General features: G+C 61.3%; 14 protein-coding genes. 6 read left to right on the forward strand and 8 right to left on the reverse strand.

Annotated features, from left to right (window positions below):
• Positions 1-67: 67 nt before the first annotated feature.
• Together gyrA and mtnA are read right to left on the reverse strand one after the other, a co-directional pair.
• Positions 68-2,731 (reverse strand): DNA gyrase subunit A, encoded by a 2,664-nt coding sequence (gene gyrA, locus JFT85_RS07905; protein WP_053255097.1) that lies wholly within the window; start codon positions 2,729-2,731, stop codon positions 68-70.
• Positions 2,732-3,154: 423 nt separating this feature from the next.
• Positions 3,155-4,225: an S-methyl-5-thioribose-1-phosphate isomerase gene (mtnA, locus tag JFT85_RS07910; RefSeq protein ID WP_053255096.1), complete on the reverse strand. Its 1,071-nt coding sequence runs from the start codon at positions 4,223-4,225 to the stop codon at positions 3,155-3,157.
• A gap of 109 nt (positions 4,226-4,334) precedes the next feature.
• Here mtnA and JFT85_RS07915 point away from each other — a divergent pair, with 109 nt between their 5' ends.
• The 4 genes from JFT85_RS07915 to JFT85_RS07930 all read left to right on the forward strand — a co-directional run bounded on the left by JFT85_RS07915 (position 4,335) and on the right by JFT85_RS07930 (position 8,034).
• On the forward strand, positions 4,335-5,666 hold the full coding sequence (locus tag JFT85_RS07915) for a TRZ/ATZ family hydrolase (protein WP_201229620.1): 1,332 nt from the start codon (positions 4,335-4,337) through the stop codon (positions 5,664-5,666).
• A gap of 63 nt (positions 5,667-5,729) precedes the next feature.
• Positions 5,730-6,428, forward strand: a complete 699-nt coding sequence (gene ubiG, locus JFT85_RS07920; RefSeq protein WP_003172645.1) for a bifunctional 2-polyprenyl-6-hydroxyphenol methylase/3-demethylubiquinol 3-O-methyltransferase UbiG — start codon at positions 5,730-5,732, stop codon at positions 6,426-6,428.
• A 4-nt stretch (positions 6,429-6,432) separates the two neighbouring features.
• On the forward strand, positions 6,433-7,104 hold the full coding sequence (gene mupP / locus JFT85_RS07925; RefSeq protein ID WP_053255094.1) for an N-acetylmuramic acid 6-phosphate phosphatase MupP: 672 nt from the start codon (positions 6,433-6,435) through the stop codon (positions 7,102-7,104).
• A gap of 189 nt (positions 7,105-7,293) precedes the next feature.
• On the forward strand, positions 7,294-8,034 hold the full coding sequence (locus JFT85_RS07930; protein WP_053255093.1) for a YciK family oxidoreductase: 741 nt from the start codon (positions 7,294-7,296) through the stop codon (positions 8,032-8,034).
• A 151-nt stretch (positions 8,035-8,185) separates the two neighbouring features.
• Here JFT85_RS07930 and JFT85_RS07935 read toward each other — a convergent pair whose 3' ends face one another.
• The 6 genes from JFT85_RS07935 to JFT85_RS07960 are packed head-to-tail and all read right to left on the reverse strand — an operon-like array spanning position 8,186 to position 14,343.
• The gene (locus JFT85_RS07935; RefSeq protein WP_053255092.1) at positions 8,186-9,700 is read right to left on the reverse strand and encodes an ABC transporter substrate-binding protein; all 1,515 of its coding nucleotides are present in this window, start codon (positions 9,698-9,700) and stop codon (positions 8,186-8,188) included.
• Complete coding sequence (locus JFT85_RS07940; RefSeq protein ID WP_053255091.1) at positions 9,682-10,701, reverse strand: ABC transporter ATP-binding protein; 1,020 nt, start codon at positions 10,699-10,701, stop codon at positions 9,682-9,684. The genes JFT85_RS07935 and JFT85_RS07940 overlap by 19 nt, the downstream gene beginning before the upstream one ends.
• The gene (locus tag JFT85_RS07945) at positions 10,698-11,654 is read right to left on the reverse strand and encodes an ABC transporter ATP-binding protein (protein ID WP_053255090.1); all 957 of its coding nucleotides are present in this window, start codon (positions 11,652-11,654) and stop codon (positions 10,698-10,700) included. The genes JFT85_RS07940 and JFT85_RS07945 overlap by 4 nt, the downstream gene beginning before the upstream one ends.
• Positions 11,651-12,508: an ABC transporter permease gene (locus tag JFT85_RS07950; protein ID WP_078827898.1), complete on the reverse strand. Its 858-nt coding sequence runs from the start codon at positions 12,506-12,508 to the stop codon at positions 11,651-11,653. Before JFT85_RS07950 ends, JFT85_RS07945 begins: the two co-directional genes overlap by 4 nt.
• Complete coding sequence (locus JFT85_RS07955) at positions 12,505-13,452, reverse strand: ABC transporter permease (RefSeq protein ID WP_053255088.1); 948 nt, start codon at positions 13,450-13,452, stop codon at positions 12,505-12,507. Before JFT85_RS07955 ends, JFT85_RS07950 begins: the two co-directional genes overlap by 4 nt.
• Before the next feature lie 3 nt (positions 13,453-13,455).
• Positions 13,456-14,343 carry a proline iminopeptidase-family hydrolase gene (locus JFT85_RS07960; RefSeq protein ID WP_078827897.1) on the reverse strand — a complete coding sequence of 296 codons (888 nt, stop codon included), beginning with the start codon at positions 14,341-14,343 and terminating at the stop codon, positions 13,456-13,458.
• 183 nt (positions 14,344-14,526) lie between these two features.
• Here JFT85_RS07960 and JFT85_RS07965 point away from each other — a divergent pair, with 183 nt between their 5' ends.
• Together JFT85_RS07965 and JFT85_RS07970 are read left to right on the forward strand one after the other, a co-directional pair.
• Positions 14,527-15,291: a LuxR family transcriptional regulator gene (locus tag JFT85_RS07965; RefSeq protein WP_169875863.1), complete on the forward strand. Its 765-nt coding sequence runs from the start codon at positions 14,527-14,529 to the stop codon at positions 15,289-15,291.
• Between the two features lie 92 nt (positions 15,292-15,383).
• Positions 15,384-16,316, forward strand: coding sequence for a proline iminopeptidase-family hydrolase (locus JFT85_RS07970; protein WP_053255085.1), 933 nt, complete (start codon positions 15,384-15,386; stop codon positions 16,314-16,316).
• The last annotated feature ends 522 nt before the right edge of the window (positions 16,317-16,838 follow it).

Here is a 16,838-nt window from a genome sequence, read left to right on the forward strand (position 1 = left end):
GCTGTCGATATTTCCATACGGACAAACAACAAGGGGGCGAATCTTCATCCGCCCCCTGTGTGTCCGCTTATTCCTGCGGTTCTTCTTCATCTGCGGCAGCATCGAGGGTCGGCTCGTCGACGTTGTCATCGCCTGCTGCGATCACCTCGCCATCGAATACCGCACCTTCCTCGCCTTCCAGCTCTTCGCCTTCGACTTCCGATGGCTCCTGGACACGCTCCAGGCCGACCAGAGTTTCGTCGCTGGCCAGCTTGATCAGCGTCACGCCCTGGGTGTTACGGCCCAGGCTCGACACTTCAGCCACACGTGTACGCACCAAAGTACCCTGGTCGGAAATCAGCATGATTTCCTCGCCGTCGAGCACCTGGACCGCGCCGACCAGACGGCCGTTGCGATCGTTGCTGACCATGGCGATTACGCCCTGGCCGCCACGCTTGTACTCCGGGAACTCGCTGATGGCGGTGCGCTTGCCATAACCACGCGCCGAAGCGGTAAGGATCTGGCTGCCTTCTTCCGGGATCAGCATCGAAATCAGCTTCTGCCCTTCCGGCAGACGCATGCCGCGCACACCGCGGGCGGTACGGCCCATGGCGCGAACGTCGGATTCCTTGAAGCGCGTCACTTTGCCACCGTCGGAGAACAGCATGACTTCACGCTCACCATCGGTGATCGCGGCGGAAATCAACACGTCGCCTTCGTCCAGCTCCAGGGCGATCAGGCCCACGCTGCGTTGACGGCTGAAGGATTCCAGCGGGGTCTTCTTCACAGTACCTTTGGCGGTGGCCATGAAGATGAAGTGACCTTCGGTGTACTCATCGACCGGCAGCATGGTGGTGATGTATTCATCACTGTCCAGCGGCAGCAGGTTGACCAATGGACGACCACGGGCGGCACGCGAGGCCTCCGGGATTTCATAGGTTTTCAGCCAGTACACCTTGCCCTTGCTGGAGAACAGCAGCAGCGTGGTGTGACTGTTGGCAACCAGCAGGTGAGCGATGTAGTCCTCATCCTTCACGCCAGTCGCCGATTTGCCTTTACCGCCACGACGCTGGGCCTGGTACGCAGCCAAAGGCTGAGTCTTGGCGTAGCCACCGTGGGAAATGGTCACAACGCGCTCTTCTTCCGGGATCATGTCACCCAGGGTCAGGTCGAGACGGGCATCAAGGATTTCGGTGCGGCGCACGTCGCCGTATTCGGCGCGGATCACTTCCAGCTCTTCGCGGATCACTTCCATCAGGCGCACGGCACTGTTGAGGATGCGGATCAGCTCGCCAATCTGGTTGAGGATCTCCTGGTACTCGGCCAGCAGCTTCTCGTGCTCCAGGCCAGTCAGGCGGTGCAGACGCAGCTCGAGGATGGCCTGAGCCTGCTCCGGCGACAGGAAGTACTTGCCGTCGCGCAGACCGTATTGCGGGTCGAGGGTCTCGGGACGGCAGGAGTCGGCACCGGCGCGTTCAACCATCGCCACCACGGCGCTGGATTCCCACGGCATCTTGATCAGGGCTTCTTTCGCTTCCGACGGCGTCGGCGAAGCCTTGATCAGCGCGATAACCGGGTCGATGTTCGACAGTGCAACCGCCTGGCCTTCCAGGATGTGGCCGCGCTCGCGGGCCTTGCGCAGTTCGAACACGGTACGGCGGGTCACCACTTCGCGGCGGTGACGCACGAAGGCTTCCAGCAGGTCCTTGAGGTTCAGGATGCGCGGGCGGCCGTCGATCAGTGCAACCACGTTGATGCCAAACACGCTTTGCAGCTGGGTCTGGGCGTAGAGGTTGTTGAGGATCACCTCAGGCACTTCGCCACGACGCAGCTCGATCACCACGCGCATACCGTCTTTGTCGGACTCGTCGCGCAGTTCGGTGATGCCTTCCAGCTTCTTCTCTTTAACCAGCTCGGCGATCTTCTCGATCAGACGCGCCTTGTTCAGCTGGTAAGGGAGTTCGGTGATGACGATCTGCTGACGGCCACCGACCTTGTCGATGTCTTCGATCATCGAGCGGGCGCGCATGTAGATGCGGCCGCGACCGGTACGGTAGGCTTCGATGATACCGGCGCGACCGTTGATGATCGCGGCGGTCGGGAAGTCCGGGCCGGGGATGTATTGCATCAGCTCATCGACGGTCAACTCGGGGTTGTCGATGAGGGCCAGGCAACCGTCGATGACTTCACCGAGGTTGTGCGGCGGAATGTTGGTGGCCATGCCCACGGCGATACCGCTGGAGCCGTTGACCAGCAGGTTGGGAATACGGGTCGGCATGACCGCCGGGATCATTTCGGTGCCGTCGTAGTTCGGCACCCAGTCCACGGTTTCTTTGTGCAGGTCGGCCAGCAGCTCGTGCGCCAGCTTGGTCATGCGCACTTCGGTGTATCGCATGGCCGCAGCGTTGTCGCCGTCGACCGAACCGAAGTTACCCTGGCCGTCTACCAGCAGGTAGCGCAGGGAAAACGGCTGGGCCATCCGAACGATGGTGTCGTACACCGCAGTGTCGCCGTGAGGGTGATACTTACCGATCACGTCACCGACAACACGGGCAGATTTCTTGTACGGCTTGTTCCAGTCGTTACCCAGCTCGCTCATCGCGAACAGCACACGCCGGTGCACGGGCTTCAAGCCATCGCGCGCATCAGGCAGTGCTCGACCGACAATTACGCTCATCGCGTAGTCGAGGTAGGACTGTTTCAGCTCGTCTTCGATATTGACCGGGAGGATTTCTTTGGCCAGTTCGCCCATGAGAAGCCTGATTCCTTTTTCGGGTGAAACCTCGTCACATCCTATGGGACGAACGAAGCTCGCCGCTGCCGGCAGAGTGCCTGACAACGACTTACGACAAATCAACGAGTTATGACACGGATCTGCACGTTATAGGCCACCCCTCGGGGCAGCCCTGGAAACCGCCGGATGTTATCACAATCGCCGCCACGCACCTATCCCCCAGATGCGCATGGAGCATAGTAAGTTGACGGATGACAGGCTTGAGGGCGACGAGAGGGGCTCAGAGATAGGGTGGTGCTATTTTTCCGGTGCAGATCCGAGGGGTTTATTGACTTTTAAGGCCAATCGCGGGCAAGCCCGCTCCCACATTTTGGATGTGCCCACCTATCAAAGGCGGAAACTGGCTTGCCGGTGATAGCGACGCCACAGATAGCAAAGCCTTTAATGCAGCCGCTTACGGCACATCAACTTGGCCAACTTCGCCGTATCCGGCCGCTCGACAATGCCTTTTTCGGTCACGATCACATCAATCAGATCGGCCGGGGTGACGTCGAACACAGGATTAAGGGCAGCCACATCCAACCGCTGCCCCATAACATCCAGCAACTCGCCGGGATCACGCTCTTCCAGGGCGACGTCATCGCCAGTGGCCATCATCAAATCGAGTGTCGAGCTTGGCGCCACCACCATGAAGCGTACGCCATGGTGCATGGCACAGACGGCCAGCTGATACGTACCGATCGTACTGACCACATCACCGTTGGCCGCAATGCAGTCGGCGCCGACAATCACCCAGGTCACGCCCTTGGTCTTGAGAATATGCGCGCCGGCCGAGTCAGCATTTACCGTGACCGCAATACCGTCTGCCGCCAACTCCCACGCCGTCAGCCGCGAACCTTGCAGCCAGGGGCGGGTTTCATTGACATAGACATGCTCGACCAAGCCCTCCAGGAAGGCCGCGCGAATCACCCCGAGGGCCGTGCCGACACCGCCGGTGGCCAAGGCGCCGGCATTGCCATGGGTCAGGATCGCCTGGGCATTGCCCTGATGCTTGCGAATCCGATCAAGGCCCAATTGGGCCATGACAAGGTTGGCTTCCCGGTCGCTTTCATGAATCGCGATGGCTTCGGCTTCCAGCACGGCCAGCGGGTCGGCGGATTTCTTCACGCGGTCCAGGCGATCGCGCATGCGCTTCAAGGCCCAGAACAGGTTCGACGCCGTCGGGCGACTATCAGCCAGTAACGCGTAGTCTTCTTCCCACGCCGCCTGCCAGTCAGCCCCTTCGGCGATCCGTTCACGCGCGGCGAGCACCAGACCATAGGCGGCGCTGATGCCGATTGCAGGTGCCCCGCGCACCACCATGGCCCGAATGGCGTCAGCCACTTCAGCCGCGGTGGCGCAGACCACCCAGGTTTCCCGGGACGGCAAGGCACGCTGATCGAGCAGGTGCAGTGCGCCATCACGCCATTCGATGGCCTTCACTTTCTCTGCCGCTAACAGTCGGTCGCGCATCCCTTACCCCGCACTCATGAACAAAAGCCGCCGATTATAGCGATCCGCCAGCCAGGACGCTCGGGTATACTTCGCCCTTCTTTTATAGCTGCCCGAGAAGAAGCCTGCGATGACCTCCACTGCCGCCCCGCTCGACCTGTTGCTGCTGCCCACCTGGCTGGTACCTGTCGAACCTGCCGGCGTGGTGCTCAAGGAACATGGCCTGGGCATCCGCAATGGGCGCATTGCCTTTATCGGCCCGCGGGCTGCGGCCTTGAAGCTGGCGGCCAGCGAGGTGCGCGAGCTGCCGGGCATGTTGCTCAGCCCCGGCTTGATCAATGCCCACGGCCACGCCGCGATGAGCCTGTTTCGCGGCCTGGCCGACGACCTGCCGCTGATGACCTGGCTGGAAAAGCACATCTGGCCCGCCGAGGCCAAATGGGTCGATGAAGCCTTCGTGCGCGACGGCACCGACCTGGCCATCGCCGAGCAGCTCAAAGGTGGCATCACCTGCTTTTCCGACATGTACTTCTACCCCAAGGTCGCCAGCGACTGCGTGCACAACAGCGGTATGCGCGCGCAAATCGCAATTCCGATCCTCGACTTCCCGATTCCCGGCGCCAGCAGCGCCGATGAGGCCATTCGCCAGGGCGTGGAACTGTTCGGCGACCTCAAGCACCACCCGCGCATCAAGATCACCTTCGGCCCCCACGCGCCATATACCGTGTGCGATGAAAACCTGGAAAAAATCCGCGTGATCGCCGAAGAACTCGACGCGTCCATCCACATGCACGTGCACGAAACCGCCTTCGAGGTGCAGCAGGCCGTCGAGCGGACCGGTGAACGCCCACTGACGCGCCTGGGTCGCCTCGGCCTGCTCGGCCCGCGCTTCCAGGCCGTACACATGACCCAAATCAGCGAGGATGACCTGGCTTTGCTGGTAGAAAGCAACACCAGTGTCATCCATTGCCCGGAATCGAACCTGAAACTGGCCAGCGGCTTTTGCCCGGTGGAGCGTCTGTGGCAGGCTGGCGTGAATGTGGCGATCGGCACCGACGGTGCCGCCAGCAACAATGACCTGGACTTGCTGGGCGAAACCCGTACCGCAGCGATGCTGGCCAAGGCCGTTGCCGGCTCTGCCACCGCGCTGGATGCCCACCGCGCCCTGCGCATGGCCACACTCAACGGTGCGCGATCCATGGGCCTGGAGGCCGAGATCGGCTCGCTGGAGGTCGGCAAGGCTGCCGATATCGTGGCCTTCGATCTTTCGGGGCTGGCGCAACAACCGATCTACGATCCGGTCTCACAGCTTATATATGCCACCGGACGCGATTGTGTGAAACACCTTTGGGTCGCCGGCAAGCAGTTGCTCGACAACCGGCAATTGACCCGCATGGATGAGCCACAGTTGACCGCCACGGCCATTGCCTGGGGCCAACGGATCAGCGGGCACAGCGAATAACGCAGGGTTTGAACCTACGCTTCAACACCTGCAAACCGATTTATCAGATTTAGAGGATTTACCATGAGCAACGTCGACCACGCTGAAATCGCCAAATTCGAAGCCCTTGCCCACCGCTGGTGGGACCGCGAAAGCGAGTTCAAACCCCTGCACGACATCAACCCGCTGCGGGTCAACTGGATTGACGAACGGGTTAACCTGGCCGGCAAGAAGGTGCTCGACGTCGGTTGCGGCGGCGGCATTCTCAGCGAGGCGATGGCCCAGCGCGGCGCCACCGTCATGGGCATCGACATGGGCGAAGCCCCGCTGGCCGTGGCCCAGCTGCACCAACTGGAATCCGGCGTGAGCGTGGAATACCGCCAGATCACCGCCGAAGCCCTGGCCGAAGAAATGCCCGAGCAGTTCGACGTGGTCACCTGCCTTGAAATGCTCGAGCACGTGCCGGACCCGTCTTCGGTGATTCGCGCGTGCTTTCGCATGGTCAAGCCGGGCGGCCAGGTGTTCTTCTCCACCATCAACCGCAACCCCAAGGCCTACCTGTTCGCGATCATCGGCGCCGAATACATCATGAAGCTGCTGCCGCGTGGCACCCACGACTTCAAGAAATTCATCCGCCCGTCAGAGCTGGGTGCCTGGAGCCGTCAGGCCGGGCTGACCGTCAAAGACATCATCGGCCTGACCTACAACCCGCTGACCAAGCACTACAAGCTGGCCAGCGACGTGGACGTCAACTACATGATCCAGACCCTGCGCGAGGAGTAAGCCTGTGAAGTTGCGAGCGGTTCTCTTCGACATGGACGGTACCTTGCTGGACACCGCGCCGGACTTCATCGCGATCTGCCAGGCCATGCGCGCCGATCGCGGCCTGGCGCCGATCAACGACCAGCACATCCGCGATGAAATCTCCGGCGGGGCACGGGCGATGGTTGCCGTGACCTTCTCGATGGACCCCGAATCCCCTGGTTTTGAAGCGCTGCGCCTGGAGTTTCTGGAGCGCTATCTCAAGGGCTGCGCCATCCACAGCAAACTGTTCGACGGCATGGCCGAGTTGCTGGAAGACATCGAGAAATCCAAGCTGGTCTGGGGTGTGGTCACCAACAAACCGTTGCGCTTTGCCGAACCGATCATGCAGCAACTGGGCCTGGCCGAGCGTTCCGCGCTACTGATCTGCCCGGACCACGTGAAGAACAGCAAGCCGGACCCGGAGCCGCTGATCCTGGCGTGCAAGATGCTCGACCTGGACCCGGCCAGCGTGCTGTTCGTGGGCGATGACTTGCGTGATATCGAGTCCGGCCGTGACGCCGGCACGCGCACTGCCGCAGTCACGTTCGGCTACATCCACCCGGACGACAACCCACGCAACTGGGGCGCCGATGTCGTGGTGGATCACCCGTTGGAACTGCGCAAGGTGCTGGATAACGCACTGTGCAGTTGCTGATTGCTCACCGGTCCTGCTGACCTATGAAGACCCGATGTGGGAGGGGGCTGGCGCGCGATAGCGGTAGGTCAGTGATTGATACAGGGCCTGACACTCTGCAATCGGGAGCAAGCACCCTCCCACATTAGGATTTGTGTACTGTTCTTGGTTCAGTGTTTGTAAACCTACTGAACTCTGTCGAGGCTATTTATGTTTGATTACTCCGCACGTCCAGAACTGCTCAAAGGCCGCGTGATCCTGGTAACCGGCGCCGGTCGCGGGATTGGCGCGGCGGCGGCAAAAACCTACGCCGCCCATGGCGCCACTGTGCTGTTGCTGGGCAAGACCGAAGCCAACCTGGCCGAGGTGTACGACGCGATCGAAGCCGCCGGCCAACCGCAACCGGTGGTGATTCCGTTCAACCTGGAGACCGCCCTGCCCCATCAATACGATGAGCTGGCCGCGATGATCGAAAAAGAATTCGGCCGCCTCGACGGCCTGCTGCACAACGCCTCGATCATCGGCCCACGCACGCCGATCGAGCAGTTGTCCGGTGAGAATTTCATGCGCGTGATGCACGTCAACGTCAACGCGATGTTCATGCTGACCAGCACGCTGTTGCCGCTGCTCAAGCTGTCCCAGGATGCCTCAGTGGTGTTCACCTCCAGCAGCGTCGGGCGCAAGGGCCGGGCGTACTGGGGCGCTTATGGCGTGTCGAAGTTTGCCACTGAAGGCCTGATGCAAACCCTGGCCGACGAGCTCGAAGACGTGGCCTCGGTACGCTCCAACAGCATCAACCCGGGCGGTACCCGCACCAGCATGCGCGCCCAGGCGTACCCCGGTGAAAACCCGATGGAGCGGCCAGCGCCGGAAGAGATCATGCCGGTGTACCTGTACCTGATGGGCCCGGACAGTGCCGGGATCAATGGGCAGGCGTTTGATGCGCAGTAAAACCTGACACAGCACAAATCAAACGGTGGAACCGGGTTTAAGTGGGAGCTGGCTTGCCTGCGATGGCATCACCGCGGTGTATCTGACATACCGAGTTGATGCCATCGCAGGCAAGCCAGCTCCCACATTGGTTTGCGGTGTATCTGGGCGTTTAGTTTTTCACCACGTCCTCAAGGGTGAAGCGCCCCAGCGGGTTTTGCAGGAAGTTACTCACATTCTTGCGTGAGATGTTGATGTACGGGCTGTAGTACAGATCAATCCAGTTCACATCCTGTTTCGCCAGTTTCTGCAACTCCACATACATCTGCTCGCGCTTGACCGGGTCGGCCTCGATCCGCGCGGCCGCCACCAGGTCCTTGACCTTGTCATTCTTGTAGCGGGTCATGTAGTTCTGGTTGGTGTCATGGCCGAGTACGAACGTGGTTTTCTGGTCCGGGTCGAGAATGTCGTTGGTCCAGTACATCACTGAAATGTCGTACTCACCGTCCACCAGCATCTGCCAGCTTTGCGTCGGGTCGACTTTCTGCAGGTTGGCGGTCACGCCGACCTTGGCCAACTGGTCCTTGATGATCACCGCAATCTGCTCATCCGCTTCGTTGCCGGCGTTGACCACGTAGTTGAGCTTCAAATCCTTGGCCCCGGCCTCCTCCAGCAGTTTCTTGGCGGCGGTCGGGTCATACGGGCGCTGCAGGTTGTTGGCATAGTGGAACAGCGAGCCTTTCGGGATGTAGGAATAGGCCACGGTGCCCTGACCGTAAGTCGCAGTCTTCACCAGCGATTGTTTGTCGATGGCCATGTCCAGCGCCTCGCGCACCGGCTGCTTGGCCAGCAGACCGTGGGCGTGGTTGATCAGCAGGTGATCTTCGCGGGTGGACGGGTCGGAGTGGATCACCACGTTTTTATCTTTCTTCAGTTCTTCCACGCGGGAGAACGGCACGAAGATCGCCGTGTCGAGTTCGTTGTTCTGCACCATGCGCATGCGCGTGTTGTCGTCCGTCACGGAGACCCACTCCACGCCATCCAGGCTGACGTTCTTGGCCTGCCAGAAGTTCGGGTTCTTTTTCAGGATGACGCGATCGCCCTTGCGCCACTCCTCGACGGTGAACGCGCCGGATGTCACCGGGTTTTCCGAGTAGGCGTCTTCGCCCATTTTGGTCATGGCTTTTTCCGACAGGATCGATACCGTCGGCGAGGCCAATTGCGAGAGGAACGCAACGGCCGGGGTTTTCAGGGTGACCACCAGCGTTTGCGGGTCGGCAGCCTTGGCCGTGTTGATCAGGCTGAACGGATCGCTCCACAGCGAGGCCTTGTTATCGCGGATGCGCAACAGGCTGAACGCGGCGTCGGCGGCGGTGATCGGCGAGCCATCGGAGAACGTCGCCTCACGCAGCTTGAAGGTGTAGGTCAGGCCATCCTTGGAGATCTCCCAGCTTTCTGCCAGGCCCGGCTCCATCTTAGTGCCCAGGTTATCCACGCGCACCAGGGTGTCGTAGACGTTGGCGAACACCCAGGTGTCGCGGTTTTGCGCGCTTTTGATCGGATCGAAGGTGGTGCTGTCTTCACGGCAGCCGATGGTCAGCACGCCAGCGGCGTGTGCCAACCCGGCAGTGAGGGACCACGCGGTCAATGTAGCTGCGGCGAGCAACTTCAAGTGGCGGGATTGCATGTCATAACTCCTTGTTCATGAATGGCAGAAAGGGTCAAAGGTGCTTCAAGCACGCAACTGTATCGATGCTCGTGCAGGAAATGAGTAGGCGGCAACACCACGGAACACATCGTCCGGGCATAGCGGCAACGCGGGTGAAAGGCGCAACCTGCGGGCACATTCAACGGGCTCGGCGGCTCACCCGGCAACGGCTCTGCTGGCAAGGGCCGACGCGGATCAATCTCGGGAATCGCCTCGATCAGCGCCGCCGTGTAAGGATGGCGCGGTGCGGTAAACACCGCCTCCACCGGCCCTTCCTCAACGATTTTGCCCAGGTACATCACCGCCACGCGGTCGCACAGGCGGCGCACGATGGCCAGGTCATGGGCGATAAACAGAATCGCCAGGTTCATGCGCTGTTGCAGTTCCAGCAACAGGTTGATGATCTGGCCCTGAATCGACACATCCAATGCCGCCACGCACTCATCGGCGATGATCAAGCGCGGCTCCACCGCCAGCGCCCGAGCGATACCGACACGCTGGCATTGGCCACCACTGAGTGAACCGGGTTTGCGGCTGGCCAACTCGGGGCGCAGGCCGACCAGTTCGAGCAATTCATGCACGCGCTGGGGAATTTGCTCTGGCGCGGCTTTGCGGTGCACCCGCAGCACTTCGGCAAGCGTTTCGCCAAGGGTGTGGCGCGGGTTCAGGGCGGCGTAAGGGTCCTGGAAAATCATCGCGGTTTCATGGCGCAGGCGAGCGATGTCGATAGCGCTGCCATGAGCCATGTCGACGCCATCGAACAACACCTGCCCGGCGCTGATCGGGTTGAGGTGCAAAATTGCCCGGCCCAGAGTGCTTTTGCCACTGCCGGATTCGCCCACCAGGCCCAGGGTCTCACCGGCGGCCAGGGTCAGCGACACCCCGTTCACCGCCCTCACCCACTGTTTTTTCAGGCCGAACAAACCGCTGCCGGAGGCCGCAAAGCGCACCTCCAGGTCCTTGATCTGCAACAGACTCATGGGCGGCCTCCCAAGGGATAGTGACACGCCACCCGCGCGCCTTCCGGCAGCCGCTCGGTGCACAAGGCGCCCACCTGCGGGCAGCGCGGGTTGAACCGGCAACCGGCGGGCAAGGCATCCAGCAACGGCGGCTGGCCAGCAATGGTGCGCAGCAAGGCGTGACCGCCGCTGTGGGCGGGCTGGCAATCGATCAGGCCGGCGGTGTACGGGTGCTGTGGATGGGCCAGCACGTCGTGCTTGCTGCCGTGTTCGCAGAGGCGCCCGGCATACATCACCGCGATCGAGTCACAGGTTTGCGCCACGACGCCGAGGTCGTGGGTGATCATGATCATCGACAGGCCACGCTGGTCGCGCAGGTCCAGCAACAGGCGCAGGATTTGCGCTTGCACGGTCACATCCAGCGCGGTGGTCGGCTCGTCGGCAATCAGCACTTTCGGGTTGCAGCCCAGGGCCACGGCGATCATTGCCCGCTGACGCATGCCGCCGGAAAACTCGTGAGGGTAGTTGTCGACTCGCGCCTTGGGATCGGGAATCCCGACCTGGCGCAGCACCTCGATGGCGAGCAGGCGTGCGTCTTTTTTTGACGCGCCTTGATGCAGCCGAATACCTTCGGCGATCTGCTCGCCGATACGCATCAGCGGGTCAAGATGGCTGCTGGGGTTCTGGAAGATCATGCCCAGTTGCCCGCCCCGCACCGCACGCATGCCGGGGTCATCCAGTTGCAATAGATCGCGACCGGCCAGGCGCACGGCACCGCCTTGTACGCGCAGATTGGCCGACGGCAACAGGCGCATCAGGCCGCGACAGGCCAGAGTCTTGCCCGAGCCACTCTCGCCCACCAGGCCGAGGATTTCGCCTTCGGCCAGGTCGAAGGACACCCGGTCAACCAGGGTGACATCACGCCCGGCGTTATGGGCGATCACGCTGAGGTCCTGCACTTGAAGCAGGCTCATGATCGATCCCCCAACACTTGCGCCACGCCATCGGCCAACAGGCTGAAACCCATGGCCAGGGTGACGATGGCCAGGCCCGGGAAGGTGCAAATCCACCAGGCGGTGGTGATGAACGCCTGCCCTTCGGCCACCATCGTGCCCCACTCGGCCGTCGGCGGTTGCACACCCAGGCCCAGGTAGCTCACGGCGGCGCCGTTGAGCAGCACCAGCACCGCGTCGGACATGGAAAACACGATCGAGCCAAACATCGCGTTGGGCAACAAATGCCGGAACAGAATGCGCCCGTGGCCAAAGCCCAGGCTCTTGGCGGCCAGGGCGAAATCGCTCTCCTTGAGCACCAGGATCTGTGAGCGGATCAGCCGCGCATACGACACCCAGCCCACCAGCGCCATGGCGATATAGAAGCTCTTCAAGCCCGGGCCGAGAATGGCCATGATCGCCAGCATCAGCACCAGGAACGGGAACGCGAGAATCACATCGATCACGCGCATGCAGACGCTGTCGAAACGACCGCCCATGTAGCCGGAGACGGCGCCGACGAAGGTGCCGATCATGAACGGGAAGATCACGCCGATGATGGCCAGTTGCAAGTCGATGCGCGCGCCCCAGACCACCCTCGAAAGGATGTCCCTGCCGTAGTTATCCGTGCCGAACGGATGGGCCATGCTGGGGGCCAACAAGCTGATATCGGTGTTTTGCGCAATCGGGTCAAACGGCGCGACCCACGGCGCAAACAGTGCCAGGGCAAGCCAGGCCAACACAATCAACAGCCCCCACGCAGCGGTCAGTCGACCGTCGCGAAAACCAAAACGCAGGCGCAAACGCCACGGGGCAATCAGTGGGCGGCTGCTCATTGCATGTTCACCCGTGGGTCGAGGGCCACCGTGACCACGTCGGCGACGAAGTTGACCACCACCGTCGCACACGCCAGCACCATGGCCACGCCCTGCACCACCATGTAGTCACGGGTGAAGATGCCGCGCACCAGCAATTGGCCGATGCCAGGAATCGCGAACAGGCTTTCAATGACCACGGTGCCGCTGATCAACCAACCGATATTCACCGCCAGCAGGTTGACCGCCGGTACCAGGGAGTTGGGCAGCACGTGGCGACGGAACACGGCGGCCTCCGGCAGCCCGCGTGCCCGGGCGGCGGTGACATGGTCGGCCTGCAACTCCATCAGCATGCTCGCACGCAGGTTACGGACCAACACCGCCGACAGCGCCAGGGCGATGGTCAAACAGGGCAGCAGCATATGGTGAGCCTTATCCAGCCAGCTGCGCCCGTAGCCGGACACCGGGAACAGGCCCCACTTCACGCTCAGCAACAAAATCAACATCAGGCCCAGCCAGAACGCCGGCATGCCCAGGCCAACCGTGGTGAACACGCGGATCAGGTTGTCTGCCCAGCCGCCTTTATTGCGCGCCGCCACCGTCGCCAGCGGCAGCGCAATCAACAGCGCGAGCAGCACACTGCCGAGCACCAGCACCAGGGTCGGTTCGATCCGCGTGACAATCAGCTTCAAAGCGTCAACCTTGTACAGCAGCGACTGGCCGAGATCGCCCTTGAGCAAGTTCTTGAGGAAGTAGAAATACTGCAGCCACAACGGTTGATCCAGGCCGTACTGGGCGCGGATTTTCAGCAACGCATCCGGGGTACTGCGTGAACCCAGCAAGGCCCGCGCCGGGTCACCGGGGATCGAACGCACCAGCACAAAGGTGATCAGGCTGATGCCAAACAACACCGGCAGCAATTGCAGCGGCCGGGACAGCACAAATCGGTAACGCGCCAGGTTCATCCGTCAGCCTCGATGGCGAGCGAGGAAGTCCAGCAGCACCGGGAAGTACGCCTGGGGTTCCTCATAAAAGGGCATGTGGCTGCTGTTCGGAAACACGTGTAATTCGGCATGCCTGGCGGCCAGCTTCATGCGATGGGCGCAGGCCGGCGTGAGTTCATCATGCTGACCGGTGGTGATCAGTATTGGCATCTTGAAGTCAGCCATTTCGGGGATGCGGTTCCAATCCTTGAGGTTACCGATATACAGGAATTCGTTGGGGCCCTGCATGGCTTCGTAGGGGCCCATGTTCCAGTCGCCGAGGGAGCGCTTGACCGGCTCCGGCCATTCGTCCAGACGGCAGACGTGACGGTAGTTGAGCAAGGTAATCGCGGCCTGGTACTGCGGATGGTCCAGGGTGCCCATGGCTTCATGACGCTGCATCATGGCCACGGTTTCACTGCCGAGGGCACCGCGCAGGCGTTCGAGCTCCTGGGACAGGTGCGGAATGTCGCCGACGGTGTTTTCGAGGATCAGACTTTTCAGTGCGTTGGGGTAATGGATGGCGTATTCGATGCCCAGCCAGCCGCCCCAGGAATGCCCCAGCAAGTGCACGCGACCGAGGCCCAGTGCACGGCGCACGGTCTCAACTTCTTCGACATAACGGCTGATTTCCCACAAGGAAACATCAGTCGGTCTGGCTGATGCGCCGGTGCCAAGCTGGTCGAATGCAACCACTCGCAGGTTATGGTCTTTGAGCCAGCCATGGGCGTCGCGCAAGTAGTCACACGGCAAGCCTGGGCCGCCATTGAGACACAAGAGCACCTCATCGCCGTCGCCAAAGCTGTAGGCCACGACGTTATGGCCGTCGACTTGCACGTTGTACTGCTGGTCGGGGGCAATTTCACGCCACATGCTTACATTCCTTGTGTTGGATCGGCCGGGTAGTCAGCGGCCGTTTATGTGGCCAACACTACCGAGGATGCCGTGCGTCCATAACCTAGTATTTCTTATAGGTTTGGCCTGGCAGTCCTTCGCCGGGGCGTGGCATTCTACTTGCCGCAAGTCGAGATTCAAATGAATTCGGGAGCAGAACGGATGCTGGCCAAGCTAACCGCCTTCAATAACCGTCTGATGCCAGGCAGGAGCCTGGAGGAACAGATGGACAACACGTTTATCCTCGCCCAACAATTGGGTTTCGATGCGCTGGTGTACGACTACACGCCAGTGCCCATCGACCAGGACGGTTCACTGATCACGCCGTCGGTGCTGGAGCTGCGCAACACGCCGCCGGACTGGCACGCGTTATGGTGCCGCGAAGGGTTTTACCAGATCGACCCGGTGCAACACCTGGCCCTGAGCACGGTGTCGCCGTTTGTCTGGTCCTATGAAGCAAAAGCCCAGACCGCACTGCAAAAAATCATCGACCCCTGCCATGCGCCGGTGTCCACTTACCTGCATGAACGCCAACTGACCTGCGGGGTCAGCGTGCCCATCCATCTGCCGCGCGGCGGTTTCGCCTCACTGACCGGCCTGCGTACCGGCAACGCCAGCACGGTATTGAATGATGCCCAGCAGACCCTGGCGGATTTCAGCCTGATTACCCATGCCTTGCAGGAAGCGGCCTACCCGTTGTTCAGCAAAGAGCTACGGACCTACCCGCATATTCATCTGACCAAACGCGAGCGCGAATGCCTGAAATGGGCCGCCGAAGGTTTGACCGCCGCCGAAATCGCCACGCAATTGAGCCGTTCACTGGCGGTGGTCACCCTGCACCTGGCCTCGGCAATGCACAAACTGGGGGCCAAAAACCGCGTCCAGGCGGTGGTCCGCGCCACCCATTACCGCTTGCTGGAAGATTGAACCGTCGGAAAAACCTAGCTGTTTTGCTAGTTACTTAAACGTTGCGTGCCGACTATCGTAGCCCTGATCCTTTTTTCAGAGCAGGGTACGAAATGGAATTCATCGAGAAGATGCGCGAAGGCTATGCGGCCTTCGGCGCCTACCAGACCTGGTACCGCGTCACCGGCGACCTGACCACCGGCCGTACACCGTTGGTGATCATCCACGGCGGCCCCGGTTGCACCCATGACTATGTCGACGCGTTCAAGGACGTTGCCGCCAGCGGTCATGCGGTTATCCACTACGACCAACTGGGCAATGGCCGCTCCACACACCTACCGGAAAAAGATGCGTCTTTCTGGACCATCGAGCTGTTCCTCGCAGAGCTGAACAACCTGCTGGACCACCTGCAGATCAGCGACAATTACGCGATCCTCGGGCAATCCTGGGGCGGCATGCTCGGCAGCGAGCACGCTATTCTGCAACCCAAAGGCCTGCGCGCATTCATCCCGGCCAACTCGCCGACGTGCATGCGTACCTGGGTCAGCGAAGCCAACCGCCTGCGCCAACTGCTGCCTGAAGGCGTACATGAAACCCTGCTCAAACACGAACAGGCCGGTACCTACCAAGACCCGGAATACCTCGCCGCCTCGCGGGTTTTCTATGACCAGCACGTGTGCCGCGTCATCCCGTGGCCGGAAGAAGTGGCGCGCACCTTCGCGGCGGTGGACTCGGACCCGACGGTGTACCACGCCATGAGCGGCCCGACGGAGTTCCATGTGATCGGCAGCTTGAAGGACTGGAACGTGATTGGCCGGCTGTCGGCGATCAATGTGCCCACCCTGGTGATCTCCGGCCGGCACGACGAAGCCACGCCATTGGTGGTTAAACCGTTCCTGGATGAGATCGCGGACGTGCGTTGGGCGCTGTTTGAAGACTCCAGCCACATGCCCCATGTGGAAGAACGCCAGGCGTGCATGGGGACCGTGGTGAAGTTTCTGGATGAGGCCTGCTCGGTGCCGCACCCGGCACTCAAAGCGGGTTGAGATCCTGCTGTGGGAGCTGTATTTAGCTATCTTTTTTTACGGGTTGTCGGGGGCGCTGAGTGCATATCCGTTGTTTGGGTCACGGCCGAAATAGGTTCCGCCCTTACGGCGGGTCACTTTGGAAAAGCCCCAAAGTAACCAAAGGGCTCTTGCCCCACCACTCGGCACCTCGCCTAGGCTCGGTGTGCCCTCACGCAGGCTTTGGACCGTGGGCCGCCGCCATGGGCCATCCTTGGCCCATCGCGGCTAACCCGGCGTCCTGCCGGGTTACCCACGCTCCAAAGCCTGCGTTCGGCCAGCGTGGTTAACGGGGCGCCTAAGATCAAGATCAAAAACAGATCACAGTCAAAAGCAGAGCACGGCGGCCTGACAGCCGACCTGAGTGGTTAGATCAAAAGCACAAGCGAAGTGGTGTGTCAGTTGATGGAGTGGGTGAATGGTGCGCCGCATTCGCGAGCAAGCCCGCTCCCACATTTGGAACTGGGTACATCAGGCAGAGGGTGGGCTGCTCTTCAGGCGGTA

The organism is Pseudomonas sp. TH04, assembly GCF_016651355.1.
GTDB classification, from domain to species: Bacteria; Pseudomonadota; Gammaproteobacteria; order Pseudomonadales; family Pseudomonadaceae; genus Aquipseudomonas; species Aquipseudomonas fluorescens.